Here is a 16,574-nt window from a genome sequence, read left to right as displayed (position 1 = left end):
CCATTTTTGATTATACCTTGCTATGAAGGCAATATGTTTACATTGAAGAGTCCAAAAACAGTCACGGTCAGGAGTATAATTGAAAGAATTCCCACGCCTACAGCGGTTGTCCACGCTATTATGTTGTAAATTTTACCATTGATATATTTACCCATTAAGGATTTTTTGTTGATGAGCAACAAAATAGCTACCAGTATTAAGGGTAAAATCATACCGTTGACAATCTGGATTATGAGCAATATCGCTACGGTATAATTCAAAACTCCGGGGATAATAGTGACACCCACCCCGGCGACTATCAGGAAGGTAAAAATACTCCAAAAGACGGGCGCTTCCTTCCATTTGAAGGAAATGCCGTTCTCGAAACCGAATGCTTCACAAATCGAATAAGAAGTAGCCAGCGGTAACACGCCACTGGCAAGTAGCGATGCGCCCAATAAACCTAACGCGAACACCTGCGTAGCATAGCTACCCAAAAGCGGCTCAAGCGCTTTGGCTGCATCACTGGCGGTATTTATTTCCACGCCCTGATGCTCACCGTTTATAATCGGGCTGCTCATAAAAATAGTGGCGCCGCAAGCAATTATAATAAAGGCGGAGATTGTATTTGAGAAGATAGACCCTAGATAAACTTCCAATCTCTGGTAGCCATAATCTCGCATCGTCACCCCTTTTTCCACCACCGCGCTTTGCAAAAACAATTGCATATAGGGGGTAATGGTTGTACCTATTGCCGCCATAATGGTCTGAATATAAGCGCTATCACTTTTTATGGTTGGGGTAAGGGCGTGGGTAGCAACTTCGCCCCAATTAGGATGCCCTACAATTGCGGCGAATACATAAGCAAAAAAGGCAAAGGTCATAAACAGGAAGATTTTTTCGGCTCTACCATAAGAACCGCGTGCAATGAAGAACCACAGCGTTAACCCGGCAACCGGCGCGCTAATCCACGCAGGCACACCGAAGATGCCCATCGCGGCGGCGATACCGATAAAGTCTGAAATTGTTGTTCCGGCATTGGCAATCAGGAGCGCCAACATGAGGAAAGTAGTCCAGCGAATGCTGAAGTTTTCGCGAATCAGCGCACTTAAGCCCTTACCGGTTGCTGCCCCCAAGCGGGCGCACATTTCTTGCACTACTGCCAGTGAGAAGGTAATGACAATCATCACCCATAAGAGGTTGTAACCGTATTGCGCCCCCATTTGGCTATAGGTAGCAATTCCTCCGGCATCATTCCCGGCGTTTGCCGCAATTAATCCCGGACCGAGCATACCAAGAAAAAAGAAAAACCGCCCTTTTCTTACCGGACGCGGCTCATTCTTCTCGGGTGTTTCATTGGGGGTTGTAATTACATTCCCTACCTTGTCCTGATTTTCTTTTGCCACGAAACCCTTCTTTTATTTTTTGACGAAACTTACCATACCCCGATGGTTCTTAAAAATATTCGGCAGTCGTCGTCGCAAATCTTCAGGTAAGATTAGATCAAGCGCATCATCAAACGTGATAATACCTTTGATTTCGCCTTCCTCATTAAGCACTGGTAAGGCACGAAAGCCGTAATCTGCTAACACTGCCGCTGCATCCTCTGCTTTTGAATCGGTTTTCATGCTTATATAATTACGTACAATCAATTCGGAAAGTAAGGTAGTGCGCGGTTGGCAGAAAACAACATCCCGAAGCGCTGCTACACCCACCAGTTTTTCACTATCCGGTTCAACCACATAAATATAATCTACAAATTCGGGTTGGGTTTCAAGTTCACGAATGGTTTGGAGCGCTTCGGAAGCACCAAGATTATCAGGTAACATCAGGAAATCGTTGGTCATGATACCACCGGCGGCATCCTCATCATAAGCCAACAGTTCCCGCACTTCTTCTGATTCTTCTTCTTCCATCAATTCCAATAATGCCTGTGCTTTATTTTCGTCCAAATCGGCAATAACATCCGCAGCATCGTCCGGCTGCATCTCTTCCAGAATATCAGCGGCGCGGTCTTCGCTCAAACCTTCCAGAATATCGGCAGCATAATCCGGGTTCATCTCTTCAAGCGCATCGGCGGCAGTTTCATCATCAAGGGCGTTCACAATTTCTGCGCCCTGCACGTAGGAAAGCTCGTCCAGCAACCGCGCTATATCCACCGGATGCATTTTTGCCAAGCGCGCATGAGAAACATTGAGACGCACGCTTGGCGCGCTGCTCGCAAAATACTCTACATCTGCCCAGTCGAGCAGGTTTTCATTTCGGCTCAAGCGACTTACTCTGGGGGTTCCGCCAAACGGTAAAATGCGCCGTACCAACGCTTGAAAAGAAATATCTACTCCTACCAAACGGGGCGTTAATTCGTTGGGAGCATTGCCCAATGCCAAATCATTTACCCGAATGACCCTCCGCCCCTCAACATCTACTAACTGTTTATCCAGTACATCCTTGTACAGTAGAATTTCGCCATCTCGGCGTTCAAATCGCTCAAGGCTCACCTTCGCATCATGCAGTCTGATTTTACCTTGCTCAAATTCTTGCACCTGTGAAGCCGGAATCCAGAATTCTCGGCTATTGGAGTGCGCCAATATTCCGGCGAGAGGTGGGTATTTCTCTTCGCTTTTACCAACGATTGGATTTATACGCACAATCAAATCTTTAAGGCTGGCAATCTTCTCTCCATTTCTGTCAAGTATAGATTTGCCAACCAGCAAACTGAAGAACATTAAATTCATCTGGATTTCCTCGAGCTTATGTGCTGAGAATGAGATTTGAGTAGTTTCACTGGATAGTAGGCTGGTTAATTATATTATAAGCGTTTGCTTGCCCGGCTGACAAGTTACATAAACAAGTGTTCAGAAATATCCCTATCGCTAAATAGTGGCATAGTACTTTTTAGCTAATCTGCATTGTTTTTGTTCTTACAGCCTATTTTATAGTGAAACCCGGCTTTTTCAGGTATGTTATAATAACAATTAACTACTAAGTAGGCTGCATTTATTGTGAGCCTATCTAATAATTGAAAATTAGCTTTGTGATATACTCGACATCGTGATCTTTAAAGCTCCTGTACAAATGAACCAAGAGGGATTGTAGTATGAGGCTGAGCTTGCATTTCACAAGCTGCTTCAAACTGCATGAATTACCAGAGATTGTCATTTGTGGCAACCTTTAGAGGAGAGTTTATTTAATGGTTAGAACCGAATCGCCTCGTTTGAGCCGCCGAACTCTTTTAATCGGCGGTATAGCCTTTTTGCTAATAGCCTTCCTCGGTTTTCTCACTTTTTTTAGCACATCAAACCAGACCCATGCTGCCGTAACTTGGACTCCTCAGCCACAAGTCCCTACCAATGGGCTTATGGCAACGCTGGATTTTCCACAGACTCTTATTAATCCTGTAACCGGGCATACTGTAGTATTGGGCTTTTTCAGTTCTGATAATCCTAACAGTAACCCCATAAGTTTTAGTGCAACGGGTGGGGTTTTCTTTTTTTCCAGCCATGATAACTATAGCAGTTATGTCGAAGTAAACTCATGGCCTAATGGTGGAGTTAGTTACCCTAACTTTAGCGGGGCTTTTGATCGCCGTGGCGACCTTCACATTGTCTATAGCAGATCAAACAGGCTGTACTATGTTAAATATAATTGGAACGGCTCTAGTTATGTAGAGGCTCCTTCCTCACGCATACAAATAATGAACAATGTATGTGGTGCCTTAATTTGCGAATATGTATCACTTACCACCAGTTTATATCCGAATGCTCCTGATAAGCTATATCTAGCTTATAGCGCCAAAACCGGAAAAAATTATGGTGATACTTGGCGGATAGATGTAACCGAGACCAGCGCTCTTAGCCCAAACTGGGGTAATGACCCCATCAATAATGGCAATTCCGGCGTTGGGGTTTCACCAACCGATACTACCTTCTTCAGATATCCTAATATGGTGGCTGATAAGGACGGTAACCTGTTTTTAGCATACCGTTGCGGAGAAGATTATTCGGTTACCAGCACTGGCACTAAGTTCCCTTGTCACAAAACAATCGCGCGGATAGGTGGAGCATGGGGACCAATTTATTCTTATAACCTCGAAAGTTTATCCCCTTGGCCCGGTATTGGGGTGGATAACAAGGGCAACGCCTTTGTTTTTGCCGGGAAAACCTGTGTCAGCATGATTAAATATGACAAAACAACCGGCTGGAGTGGTTCTGCCGGGAATACTGTTAACCCCATCAATAATCCGACTAGAAGCTGCGTAACTGGCACGCTTAATGTTGTTAACCCCAATAACTACGATAATCTCATAAAATATTATTCGGCAGTGAGTACGGGCGACGGCTCAGTCTATGTTGCTTTCCAGGTAAACGTTCGCGGGGTTTTTTACCTGTATACCAGCGATAGTGGCGTTACCTTTGGTCCCGGCGATGTTAACAGCAGTGTTGCCGATTCCAGTACCAATATTGATAGAGCCAGCATTGGTTGGTACAATAATCAACTGACAATTGCAGGTAAGAAAGTAACCACCTCCGGGGGCTTCCGTTTTTACATTTCAAGAGTAACGGGTGCAGGCGGTGGCTATTTTGATGCTGCACCCTCGAACCTGACTTTCTCTAATGTAACAAATTCTTCTCTGACTCTGTCTTGGCAAAATAATTCGCCTAACGCGACAAGCATTAAAGTTGAACGTCGCCCTTACCCGGCAGGTGGTACTTGGACATCGGTAACCGGCAGTCCCTTTACTGGCAACACAAAAACCAGCTTTGATGACACGAGCTTATCAGAAGGTACAGGCTACGAATATCAGGTGACGGCGTTGGGAGCGCCTGCAGGTGATCTAGTCTCTTCTTCTGCCCATCAATTTACAGTGCTGAATGCGCCTTCCAATCTACAACCTGTCACTTCCACTGCGAGTTCTATTACTGTGGGTTGGACTGATAATTCAACACATAATACAGGATACATTGTTGAGCGTAGCACTTTAACGTCTCCCCCTGTTTTTTCACAAATAGGACCTTCTCAAAGTGACGTTACCAGTTATCCTGATAGCGCTTTGGCTGGTGGGTGTTGTTTCCTTTACCGCGTAAAGGCTTATGAAACCGCTCCTAGCTCAACGGAAGGCACTATCTATTCTGATTACTCCAATATTGTGTACTCAGAAATAGCGCCTACCGCCCCGAATAATGTGATTGCCGCTTCTCGTGGTAGCAGTCAAGAATTGGTTCAGTGGACTGATAACTCAACTTTTGAAGACGGTTATAGAATCATCTTCCAAATCGGCGCTTCTCCGGTTCTTACCTTTAGCGTAGGGCCTCTTGCCGGCACGGGTGCGACCGACAGTTTTTTAGCAACCGGTCTTGCCGCTAACACAAACTACAATATTCAGATACAAGGTTTTTCGTCTGGCAACGGCACCGCATCGGGGTCTGTCGCTGCTACTACTGCCTTTGCACCGCCCACAGCGGTTAACTTTACAAGTGTTACTGGCACCACTCTAACGGTGAATTGGACTGCTCCCTCTGGTTCTCCTAGTAGTTATGTGGTAGAGCGTATGCAAGTAGGTGTAAGTTCAGGCTGGGCGGAAGTTAGCAACCCTGCCAGTCGCCCAACCACTACCACGTTCAGCGATACCGGGCTAACTGCTGGTAAATTGTACCTATATCGGGTAAAAGCAATTAATTCAAGCCTTGTACGTGCTTCAGCGCCAACATCCGATGGAGCTTCAGATCCTTCTCCACAAGCGGGTGTACTTACCACACCGGGCGCTACGCCGTGGGTTGTGAGTGTAGGAACTGACGACGGTACTGGTAATACCGCCAATACATTATCTTGGGCAATTGCACAAGCTAATGGTAGCGCTACCAATAAAATAATAACCTTTAGTGTAACCAAGGTTACTATAACAAGTCCTACTGCTGCTTTCGCCACCGTCAATCAAGGCACAACTATTGTTGGTAGTTGCTCAACTGGTCCCGGTGTGGAGCTAGATGGTAATGGCGTTTTATTACCCGGTTCAATGCAGTTAGATGGTTTGAAATTGAACGGGGTCACCTTATTTGGTCTCTATGTCCACCACTTTACTGGTAGAGAGATAGTAGCCAACGCTGGGCGAGACGTAATGACTTGTGTAAAGACCGGGAAATCCTAGTCCAGCACAAGTTATCTTTGAAATAACAAAACCCCTCTTCTGTAAAAAGGAGAGGGGTTTTTAATTGCGTTATTTATAGCCACTCTTTGTTTCTTAATAGAGCGTTGCCCAGCAAGCCCATCAACACCCCAAATGGAGTTCCGCTTAACTCAGGATGCCATTCAAGGCGCGCCCGCTCAAAGTATTGTACCACGTAGCTTTTACCGTCATCCGGGTTAAGCTCGTAATATTCCTCGCTGATAGGATAGCCATACATAAACAGTCCACCGTGACTTTCCCAGTAACCTTTAAAAGAGTTGCGTAGGTTATGCCCGGTTTCGGGGAACCATGTTGCGTTCGGATAGTGCATATCCTCGAAGCGGTTGAATGCCCCATGCCCGGCTTGGCGTAACGGTTCCGTTAGCTGGTTGCCCAGCAAACCAAACATCACTTCGTAGGGAGTCCCGGACAATTCGGGATGGTATTCAAAACGGTTGCGCTCGAAATACTGCGCTAGATAGATTTTGCCATCGGCGGGATTGACCTCATAGAAAGGCTCTGTGCGAGGGTAACCGAATTGCATTAGCCCACCTTTGTCCCGCCAGTATTGTTTGAATATCCCGTTCAGGTTATGCCCGGTTTGAGGGAAAAAGAAATTCTCGCCGGAAAGGTCGTTATCAGGCGCTACTGCTGTAAGCGATTTGTCGTATTCGGAAACATCTAGGCTGTAGAAACGTTGGTCTTCTCCCAATGTATAAATTCGGGAAGGCGCGTAAGGTGAAAATATAAGCCCCAGACCGGGCGGGTTTCCGGTTATTTTTTGCCACGATTGCCCCAAATCAGGCGACATCCAGATGCCCTCCTTGCGGCTGGCATAGATGTTGGATGTGACTACCGGTGATTGGTAAAATTGCAAATAAACACTATAATCGCTACCACTTGCCAACTCGTTCGGTAAGCTCAAATTTTGCCAATTTACACCCCCATCACTTGAATAATCCAGTTTGGTATTAGCCGGGCTATAAGGATACCCTTTGCTAATTCGTAGCAATTTCCCATTGCTATAATAAGCTGTTACGGCGCTTGACATTCTATTGAAGCCTAGCGAGGTAAAGGAAGCCGCGCCATTGACGGATACTTTTAGTTCCCGTACATTGCTGGAACCGAATCCACCTCCCTCATATATAAGCCCGATAACGTTTACAGGTATTTGTGGATTCTGGCTCAAATTAGTCAGGTAAACCGCAATACCGGCGCGTGAGAAATCATAGGGCGCGGTTCCTTCAAAACGTTTGCTCCAACTTGCCCCGGCATCCTGAGTGAGGTAAATTGCAATATTACGCGTACTATCAGACCCTGTTTGCGGGTCTTGTACTAGCGCGTAAGCTGAACGAGCATCGCTGTTGGTTACAACAAAGGAACGCACCATACCGTTAAATTGCTGTCCTATCTCTTGCCAGTTCAAGCCACCATCTTGGCTCACCAGAATTTTTGATTTTTGGCTTTCGTTGTTAGAAACCGGGGTAAAGTTGTAAAGATAACGGCTGCCATCGAGCGCAATGAAGGTGGGTTTGTAGGCGAGCTTAGATTCGCCCGTTTCTGTGGTACTGTAACGAAAAACGCCCGGATCGTTGCGGTCTTGCGGTTCAGCGTAAACTATGCCGTTGGGGGCGCACTGTGAAAAGGCATGGCTATTTAGAAAAGTGCGTTGTCCGGTTTTCAAATCAACCAGATAAGTTTCTTTTAAAGTGGTAGTGGTTGCGTCATACTGATAAACCAGCATACGATTCGGTTGCCCGGTATCAAGGCAATATGACTCGCTATTCTTGAGAACCAGTGCGGTTGCTTCCCAAATTTTAAAAGGTTGTGTGGCAGAAACTGGTTGCGTAACAAGGGGTAACAACAGCGCGGTAAAAAGAAGGATTGATACAAACCGGATTAGTGGAGTTTTCATATTGACCTCTTTAAGAGTAAATAATTGATTCTCTAAATAATAAAACGCACTAATCCTCGACAAGTTATAAAATTGGAGAAACTAAAAACCCTCGGTAAAATAACAAGCCGAGGGTCTTTTAAAAGCAGGAGATAAGGGAGTTTATAGTCGTTCTATGATAGTTGCGATGCCCTGCCCTACCCCGATGCACATAGTCGCCAGCCCATATCTTGAGCCGCGCCGTTCCATCTCGTATAAAAGAGTAGTAAGCATGCGCGCCCCGCTACAACCAAGCGGGTGCCCTAGCGCGATTGCGCCGCCGTTCACGTTCACCTTTTCGGGGTCGAGTCCTAGTTCGCGCATACATGCGAGGCTTTGGCTAGCAAAGGCTTCGTTAATCTCAATTAAATCTAAGTCAGCTACCGTAAGCCCGGCGCGTTGCAACGCCTTGCGACTGGCAGGAATAGGTCCAAGCCCCATAGTAGCCGGGTCAACCCCTGCCACCGCTGATGTCACTATCCGCGCCAAAGGTTTCAAACCCAATTGTGCTGCTTTGCTGCCGGACATCAGCACCAGCGCAGCAGCCCCATCATTGATGCCGCTACTATTTCCGGCGGTTACAGTTCCATCCTTGCGGAAAGCGGGTTTGAGTTTTGCAAGAGCTTCCAAAGTAGTATCGGCGCGGGGGTGTTCGTCCGTATCAAACAGAAACGGTTCGCCTTTGCGTTGGGGCACTTTCACCGGAACAATCTCTGCTTTGAACTTTCCCTCACCGATAGCATTGGTGGCGCGCTTCTGCGAATTGTAGGCGAACAAATCCTGATCTTCTCGACTGATTTTATACTTGTCCACCACGTTTTCGGCGGTTTCGCCCATGTTGTAAGGGTAGTACATCTCGGAAAGGCGCGGATTGATGAAACGCCAACCGAGCGTAGTATCATGCAAAGTTGGGTTGCCCCGCTGCCATGCCTCGGTGGGTTTTGCCATTACAAAAGGAGCGCGGGTCATACTCTCTACTCCGCCAGCTATTAGTACCTCGCCCTCGCCCACTTTGATGGCACGTGCCGCATCGTTTACCGCTTGCAGTCCGCTACCGCACAAACGATTCACCGTTACACCCGCCGTTTCAATGGGCAAGCCTGCCAGCAAAAGGCTCATACGTGCCACGTTGCGGTTATCTTCGCCCGACTGATTGGCACAGCCGAAGATTACATCTTCAACCATGCTTGCTTCTATACCTGTGCGCCTGATTGCTTCGGCAATAACGATTGCGCCCAAATTATCCGGGCGCACTGTTGCCAATGCGCCTCCATACCGCCCAATAGGGGTGCGCACTGCCGAGACAATTACCGCTTCTTCCATCGCCTATTTCCCTTATTTTTCTCGGCTGAATATATAACGCTCGTTATATATTCTCCGGTTTCCATTCCGGTACGGTCAGCCCCCACTTTGTAACCAATTCAACCACTTCCCGATGAAAAGTATCGCGCACTTCATCGTTATCGCGCAACTTGAGGCGATATTTGCGATACAGCGCGTTTTTGGGGCTGTTACCGCGCCCGAATATGTTCATCGTGCGCAGATACCATTTGTTAAAGGTTTGCTGACATTCCTCGCGGGTTGCGGGGTCTTGTGCCAATTTCTTTACCCACTTCTCGCCATGCGCCACATGTGTTACCTCTTCCTTGAAGATTTGTTCGGTGACCCGCGCCCATGGTGCGTAGCTGCAATGTAGCGCATCATGCAATTGGTGACCCGCTCCGCGATCCATGCAGAAATTGAACATTATAAAATCAGTCCAAGTTTCAATCGGGTAGTAGAAGATGTTAACCCGCTTATCGGTTTTGGCGCGTTGTGTCCCGATGTTGGCGCTGTTATCGTCCAGCCGATACAGAAAAGCTTCATCGTTTTCCCTGATACGCGAATCGACTTCTACCCCCAAATCTTCCAGCAATTTATACATGCGTTTGCCATGCAAAATCTCGTCCCGCACAATATTGGCAACAATCAATTTTTCCTCGATGGTGGGCGCTTGGCTAATCCATGGGATATAGCCGTACCCGCCGGAAAGCTCGCTATCCGCTTGCATGGTAAGCAGGTTCAGCAGCAACTCGCGGTATTCGGCGGTCATCGGGTCGTTTGGCTCAAGCTTTTCGCCATTCTCGATTTTTGCCAGCATTGCCGCTTCAATCTCAGCTTCACTCATAGTAATAGTGGTTGCCATTTGTACTTCTCCTTACAACTACTTCAAAAAATTACTTCCCTTTGAAATTTGGGGCGCGTTTCTCCATAAAGGCGGCTACCCCTTCTTTGAAATCTTCGCTCGCTCCGGCAATTGCCTGATTCTTTTCTTCCTGTGCCAACGCTTCATCCAGAGTCATCTGCAAGGCGCTATGCAACATCTGGCGAGTTATGCCAAAAGCCAGCGTAGTGGTATTAGCCAGCGAGTGCGCCATTTCCAGCGTAGCTTTTTCAAGTTCTTCAGGGGCTACTACTTTGGTTGCTAAGCCTATTGATACCGCTTCTTCCCCGCTCACATCCCGGTTCAGAGAAATCATTTCCTGAGCGCGGGCAATTCCGATAAGGCGCGGTAGATGGTATGACATACCCGCGTCTGGCACTAACCCTATTTTAGAGAAGGCGGTTACAAAGCGTGTGTTAGTAGCTGCTACCCGGAAATCACAAGCGAGAGTGGTGGACATACCCGCGCCCGCTGCTACTCCGTTTACCATTGCGATTACAGGTTTACCCATTCCGGTAATGCCTTCAATCATAGGGCGATAATAGGTACGTAGTGCGTTCTCAAAATCCATTGTGCTGGTGGTGCGTAGGTCAGCCCCTGCGCAGAAACCACGCCCTGCCCCGGTCAGAATAACGGTGCGAACTTCAGAATCGGCTTTGGCTTGTGCAAACGCCTCTGCCATCTCGCCTAGCATCAGCAGCGTGTAAGCGTTAATCGCTTCGGGGCGATTCAGCGTTACCTTAGCGATACCTACTCCCACTTTCGCATAGATAATATTCTCAAAGCCCATTTATCCATACCCTTTCTTATTCTTTAACTTCGGCGTAAGTGATGGTGACACTGCTCGGTGTGGTGAAATTCCGCAGGTCTTTGGCGGTAGCGCGTCCTTCAGGGGTGGCGAAAGCGGCTGCCATTTCTTCCTTGCTGTTAAAATAAAGTTTGGTCATTAGGTAATAGGGAAGCTCACCCCCGCCCTCTAGTTCGTAAAAGGTGCATACTTCACTTTTTAACAAGCCGGGGATTTTTCCGGCAAGCAGCAAATGTGTTTCCCAATAATATTTATCAAATTCTGCCCGGTTGGCGGGTTCTTTGTACAGCGCTACCATAACAACCATGTTTTTCCTCACGATTATTAGCTATAAGAATTTTATTTTGGTCGATTATCCACTACGCGCACCGCTTTGCCTTCGCTGCGGGGAATGGTGTGAGGTGGGTTGATTTTCACCTGCAAACTGACTCCCAGACCCTCTCTCAGTTTCAACATAATATGTTGACGCAAACTGCTCAAAAGATGATGTTCCTCGTCATGCTCGGCATCTCCGAAGACACTCACTGTAAAGGCGGTGGTGGATTCGCAATGAACCGTCACAACATCCAGCACTTCCGGGCGCTCCAGCACAATCTGATAATGTGGCGCGAGTTCCTCAAATTCCAGTAGCACGCGCTCAATCTCGGAAGGGAAAACATTGATGCCACGCACAATCAGCATGTCATCTATGCGCCCTTTGATTTTGCCCATGCGGGCATGCGTGCGTCCGCAATCGCATTTTTCGTAGGTTAGGTTACACAAGTCGCCGGTGCGGTAACGAATCATAGGGATGGCTTCTTTTGCCAGCGTAGTAAAGACCAGTTCGCCGATTTCACCGTCCGGTAAGGGTTCGAGGGTAGCAGGGTTTATTATTTCCGGTAGGTAATAATCTTCCCAGATATGCAAGCCCTGTTTGTACGGACATTCCATTGATACGCCCGGTCCGGTGATTTCGCTCAACCCGTAGATGTCCAGCGCAATCAAGCCCAAGCCCTCCTCAACCTTGACCCGAATTTCCTCAGTCCAGGGTTCTGCACCCAAAATACCGTACTTGAGATTCAGACTTTCCAACGGGATATTATGCTCTTTGAGATATTCTGCCAGATTCAAGGCATAACTAGGGGTACAGCACAGCCCTTGCGCTTGAAAATCTTGCATCAATAATATCTGACGTGGCGTATTGCCTCCAGATGCGGGTATCACACACGCGCCGAGTTTCTCGCCTCCGTAGTGCAAGCCTAACCCGCCCGTGAAAAGCCCGTAGCCATATGCCACATGCAACACATCACCGGGTTTGCCTCCCGCGCAGGCGATTGCGCGGGCGCAACTCTCCGCCCATACTTCTATATCGTGGGCGGTGTAACCCACTACTGTCGGTTTGCCTTTTGTGCCGCTGGAAGCGTGCAGACGCACTATTTTATCCTTATCGTTGGGCTTGACCGCGAACAGCCCGAACGGGTAATTTTCTCGCAATTGTGGTTTGGTTATGAAGGGGAATTTGTTCAAATCTTCCAGCGTATGCAACGAATCAGGCGTAACATTGGCTTGTTGAAACTGGTGCTGATGGAAAGCCACTTTTGTATAAGCATAGCCAAGCGTTTGTTTAAGGCGTTCCAGTTGCAATTTCCGCAACTCATCGCGGGGCATAGTTTCTATTTCGGCGTTGAAATACATTCTATTCATCTCACTTTTGTCATATTTTCAACTAACGCTGAAAGGGTCAAGCTGAGCGCGTAACCCTCTAATAGCTTTTTCATCGAGGGCGGCTGAAACATCAGGCGTATAAAGCCGATAAAAATAACGTCCTGCTCCTTCAGCTAACAAACCGTCATAGCGCCGGAAAAGGTCAAAAGCTTCACCGCCGCGCCAATCCTTTGCCAGCAATCTTATCAGGCTGCCCATGCGGATTTCTTCACCAAAATGCCGGATATAAACCCCGTAAAGCGTAAAGAACATTGAACGCGGGAGCATTTGTACTACCTCAGAGCAAATATAGCTGCTTGAGTCTTTTCTCACAACATACAACGAAATTTGCACGATAGTGAAAATTCTGTAGCATATTATGTTCCCCGTTGCGGGGGCTGTCAAGGTATAACCTGAAAATCAGGTAAATATATTTACCCACCGTTTACCCACTGAATTATATTGACATATCCCGCTCATTATGGTAAAACATGTTAGACCTTCTAAGTTATCCACAATATATAGTAATTTTTTAATGCCTTGTGCCTAGCAGTTGTGGATAACCACACAAATTTGTGGATTAGTCGTTTTCAGGGAGGTAGTTATAAATGACCGCAGAGCTTGACGCAGCTTTTAACATTACCGACCTTATCAGTTTTAAAGACCTACAAATCGGCAGTTCTGAATCTACAAAATTTGGAAGTGAATATTTACATTGTAATGACTTGCTTGTTACAAACGCGACTTATTTAACCTTCTTTGCGCTCTAGTTTTCAGAATTGCTCTAAACTTATTTTTGCACTGAAAAATCCAAATGTTAAGAAATTTTTATAATTTATAACAAGTAAGGCAGGTTGATTTATGCTAAAGATGTGGAGAATAAAACGTTTTAAACCAATAGATGACTCAGGTGAGCTTGAATTAGCAGGGCTTACTGTGCTATCGGGACAGAATAGCTCAGGGAAAAGTAGTATTCTACAGTCAATCTTGATGGTTGCTCAAACACTGAGTAACCCAATTGCTGATCGCCCGTTGATAATTAATGGATTATTTCTTCAACTTGGTCAATTTAAGGATATATTAAAAAACAAATCAAGAAATAAAACTATCGAGCTTGATTTTGAATTGGATTTAGATCAAATAGTACCAATAGACCGAGCTCCCTCGCGAAAACCCAGAGAATCATTGAATGATACTGTAAAGGTTTCCGCTAAATTTAGTGGTTTAATCCCAAATAAACAAACTGTTTCAAGTGATCAAGCTTCAAAAATATCTCTTAAATCTATAAAATTAGAAACTAGATCGTTGCTATATCAAATGGAGCTTTTCCCGGAAGAAAATAATCCTAAAAATCTGCACCAATTAAATATTGCCGAAATGGATCAAACACTAAGGGGAACTTTTTTTTCGAATGTTATCCCAGACAATATTTATAAATCCTTGTTTGGTGATGACGACAAAACTTACTTCGTAAAAGTTGATAAAGGTGGACAAAAGAAAGAATATTTAGTTTCTCTTTCTCATTTTATCCCGAGAAGATTTTATGGAAAATACTCGTTGGTAGAACGTAAAAAAAGAGAGTATGAAAGATACTTTTCTGATTTATTCGAGAGAAGAGTGAATTTAAGAGAAATGACTTCTTTTCCTAAAACAACGCGATCAACTGCCTTAAATAAAGAGATTCAAGATATCGAGCTTGATTCAGACTTCAAACAAAACTTCTTTGATTTGTTGAATAAACTTGAAATAAGCCCCTCCTTTGAAGGAGATAAATTACTTGATTTATTCAAGTGGCTCCAAAAAATACAACTCTTACACCTTAGAAGGAATACTATTTCAGCCTATAGATTAATACTAGCGTTAATAACCGAAGAATACTTAAAACATGAAGAACTTCCTAATAGCAGTGATGAGGGAATTGAAATAATTTCCTTTGAAAATCCTGAATTAGAAGTATGGCAGCGAATATCAGATTACATCGCCAAATATTTCACACGACGAATTCGCTATTTAGGTCCATTACGTGCAGATCCCCAAGCTGCGCAAAGATTTTCTCCAAGCAGTGAAGTTGATGATGTTGGTATCAGAGGAGAATATGCAGCCTATGTTTATGATACGAATCAAAATAACTTTGTAGAGTATTATAATCCTTATGAATCACATATAAACAAGGATAAATTAAAAAATGCATTGGATAATTGGGTTAAGTATTTAAATGTCGGAGAGCGCGTCCAAATTGAGGTTGCAGGACAAACTGGCGTAATTTGGCAAATTATTCCAAAGCAAGGTAATGCCCCTTTGCCTCTAACTGCAGTTGGCGTAGGTGTAAGCCAAATACTCCCAATTCTGGTAATGGGTTTATTAGCCCCAAAAGGAACACTATTAATTGTAGAACAACCGGAACTCCACTTGCATCCTAGAGTACAATCAAGATTAGGAGATTTTCTAGTGGGATTGGTTAAGTGTGGCAAACAATGTTTGGTTGAAACTCATAGTGAAAACCTAATTAACCAACTTCGTTTACATATTGTCCAAGCGGGTGGTCAGGAAAAAAGTGACTGCGTTATATATTTTGCCAAGCAAGATGACTCAGGCTCTACCACTTTTGAAAAAATCCAAATTTCATCAGATGGCGCTATCGAAAACTGGCCTGAAGGGTTCTTTGATGAAACCTTAATTCAAGAAAGCATCATTACATCAGAGAGTATTATTAGTCGAGTGGAGGGTAGGTCTTGATAAGTTTTCTTATTGACCCTCATATTTTGACATTACCCTCTGATACTGCTGAAAAAATTACAGTTGAAGAATGGGTAGATGCTCTTGAGGCATGGCTTATTGAAGCCACAAATTCGCCATATAAATGGTTCCATTCCACGAAATGTACATACAATCTTATAAATAATCAAAAATTCCCTATGTTTGAAGATTTTAGAAGATATGGGATTAATAGCAAAAGAATTATATCGATTACACAAAAATTGAATCAGTTTTTTAGGGATAAAAATAATGATGAAGAGTCCATTATTGGTGACATAGAAAATAAATTTGATGCCTTAGGGCATTTAGCCATACATAAAACAATTGAAATTTTGCCAAATGAATTTATTTTTAGACAAATTCTTGAAGAAAATAAAAAGCGAATTGGTGAGTTATTAACAACTGCAACAGCCTGTAAATTTCACCAACATAGTTTTGGTATAGGATTAAATATAGCAACATTAAAATTAACTTCTGTTTCTACTCATCTTGACATAGAGGTAGAAATTGAAACCATCGATCCAAATATACAATTACCTACAGACAAAATTATCCGGGAAAAATTCCCACTAATTTTCTCACCTACCGACCTTCCATCCGAACAAGCTGAACGGCTGGATAAGATTAATAACGGTAAAGATTTATGGGATAACATACACGAATTTTTCCCATCATTAGATTTTTGTGATTCAGTTGGTAATGCTCTAAAAGGCTTACTTAACGGAAATCAGCTGGTTGGATCAATAAAAAAACGATTATTAGAGCTTGAAAGGGTAGCATGTACTCGGACTCGAGGATCATTTGATTTTTCACAAGTAAGTGGAGAACCTCGAAAGGAAAGCGAGTCTACAATGAATAATGCAGAATATGCGTCTAAACGAACTTTTGTTTGTCCCGATGGTCAAACTAGAACGTTTGAATGGCATTGTTCACTCCCACAAAATGCTTGGAGATTGCATTTTTATCCATATCAAACCACTACAGAAAGTAAAATTATAATTGGATATATTGGTCCTCATCTTCCAACTACAAAATATAATTAACAAAG

At 44.7% G+C, this 16,574-nt stretch carries 13 protein-coding genes; 4 read left to right on the top strand and 9 right to left on the bottom strand.

Going from position 1 to position 16,574, the window contains the following annotated elements:
• Nucleotides 1–20 precede the first annotated feature (20 nt).
• Nucleotides 21–1,385 carry an Nramp family divalent metal transporter gene (locus OZ401_RS11795; protein WP_341468440.1) on the bottom strand — a complete coding sequence of 455 codons (1,365 nt, stop codon included), beginning with the start codon at nucleotides 1,383–1,385 and terminating at the stop codon, nucleotides 21–23.
• A gap of 12 nt (nucleotides 1,386–1,397) precedes the next feature.
• On the bottom strand, nucleotides 1,398–2,714 hold the full coding sequence (locus OZ401_RS11790) for a magnesium transporter MgtE N-terminal domain-containing protein (RefSeq protein ID WP_341468439.1): 1,317 nt from the start codon (nucleotides 2,712–2,714) through the stop codon (nucleotides 1,398–1,400).
• A 455-nt stretch (nucleotides 2,715–3,169) separates the two neighbouring features.
• Between OZ401_RS11790 and OZ401_RS11785 the strand changes: the two genes are divergently transcribed.
• Nucleotides 3,170–6,124: a fibronectin type III domain-containing protein gene (locus tag OZ401_RS11785; RefSeq protein ID WP_341468438.1), complete on the top strand. Its 2,955-nt coding sequence runs from the start codon at nucleotides 3,170–3,172 to the stop codon at nucleotides 6,122–6,124.
• Nucleotides 6,125–6,197: 73 nt separating this feature from the next.
• Here the strand turns inward: OZ401_RS11785 and OZ401_RS11780 are convergent, their stop codons facing one another.
• The 7 genes from OZ401_RS11780 to OZ401_RS11750 form a co-directional block, all read right to left on the bottom strand.
• The gene (locus OZ401_RS11780; RefSeq protein WP_341468437.1) at nucleotides 6,198–8,057 is read right to left on the bottom strand and encodes a hypothetical protein; all 1,860 of its coding nucleotides are present in this window, start codon (nucleotides 8,055–8,057) and stop codon (nucleotides 6,198–6,200) included.
• Nucleotides 8,058–8,198: 141 nt separating this feature from the next.
• Complete coding sequence (locus OZ401_RS11775) at nucleotides 8,199–9,398, bottom strand: thiolase family protein (protein ID WP_341468436.1); 1,200 nt, start codon at nucleotides 9,396–9,398, stop codon at nucleotides 8,199–8,201.
• 43 nt (nucleotides 9,399–9,441) lie between these two features.
• The gene (locus OZ401_RS11770; protein WP_341468435.1) at nucleotides 9,442–10,260 is read right to left on the bottom strand and encodes a 1,2-phenylacetyl-CoA epoxidase subunit PaaC; all 819 of its coding nucleotides are present in this window, start codon (nucleotides 10,258–10,260) and stop codon (nucleotides 9,442–9,444) included.
• A gap of 31 nt (nucleotides 10,261–10,291) precedes the next feature.
• Nucleotides 10,292–11,068, bottom strand: coding sequence for an enoyl-CoA hydratase/isomerase family protein (locus tag OZ401_RS11765; protein ID WP_341468434.1), 777 nt, complete (start codon nucleotides 11,066–11,068; stop codon nucleotides 10,292–10,294).
• A gap of 16 nt (nucleotides 11,069–11,084) precedes the next feature.
• The gene (locus OZ401_RS11760; RefSeq protein WP_341468433.1) at nucleotides 11,085–11,384 is read right to left on the bottom strand and encodes an EthD family reductase; all 300 of its coding nucleotides are present in this window, start codon (nucleotides 11,382–11,384) and stop codon (nucleotides 11,085–11,087) included.
• Between the two features lie 41 nt (nucleotides 11,385–11,425).
• Nucleotides 11,426–12,760, bottom strand: a complete 1,335-nt coding sequence (locus tag OZ401_RS11755) for a phenylacetate--CoA ligase family protein (protein ID WP_341468432.1) — start codon at nucleotides 12,758–12,760, stop codon at nucleotides 11,426–11,428.
• A gap of 27 nt (nucleotides 12,761–12,787) precedes the next feature.
• Nucleotides 12,788–13,057 carry a hypothetical protein gene (locus OZ401_RS11750; RefSeq protein ID WP_341468431.1) on the bottom strand — a complete coding sequence of 90 codons (270 nt, stop codon included), beginning with the start codon at nucleotides 13,055–13,057 and terminating at the stop codon, nucleotides 12,788–12,790.
• Nucleotides 13,058–13,377: 320 nt separating this feature from the next.
• Between OZ401_RS11750 and OZ401_RS11745 the strand changes: the two genes are divergently transcribed.
• From OZ401_RS11745 to OZ401_RS11735, 3 genes are all read left to right on the top strand, one after another.
• Entirely contained in the window at nucleotides 13,378–13,539 is a 162-nt protein-coding gene (locus OZ401_RS11745) for a hypothetical protein (RefSeq protein ID WP_341468430.1), read from the top strand.
• A 91-nt stretch (nucleotides 13,540–13,630) separates the two neighbouring features.
• The gene (locus tag OZ401_RS11740) at nucleotides 13,631–15,505 is read left to right on the top strand and encodes a DUF3696 domain-containing protein (RefSeq protein WP_341468429.1); all 1,875 of its coding nucleotides are present in this window, start codon (nucleotides 13,631–13,633) and stop codon (nucleotides 15,503–15,505) included.
• Nucleotides 15,502–16,569: a hypothetical protein gene (locus OZ401_RS11735; RefSeq protein ID WP_341468428.1), complete on the top strand. Its 1,068-nt coding sequence runs from the start codon at nucleotides 15,502–15,504 to the stop codon at nucleotides 16,567–16,569. The genes OZ401_RS11740 and OZ401_RS11735 overlap by 4 nt, the downstream gene beginning before the upstream one ends.
• Nucleotides 16,570–16,574: the final 5 nt, after the last annotated feature.

The sequence above is a fragment of the Candidatus Chlorohelix allophototropha genome, from assembly GCF_030389965.1.
Classification (GTDB): domain Bacteria; phylum Chloroflexota; class Chloroflexia; order Chloroheliales; family Chloroheliaceae; genus Chlorohelix; species Chlorohelix allophototropha.
This window is presented reverse-complemented; position numbering and strand designations above follow the sequence as displayed.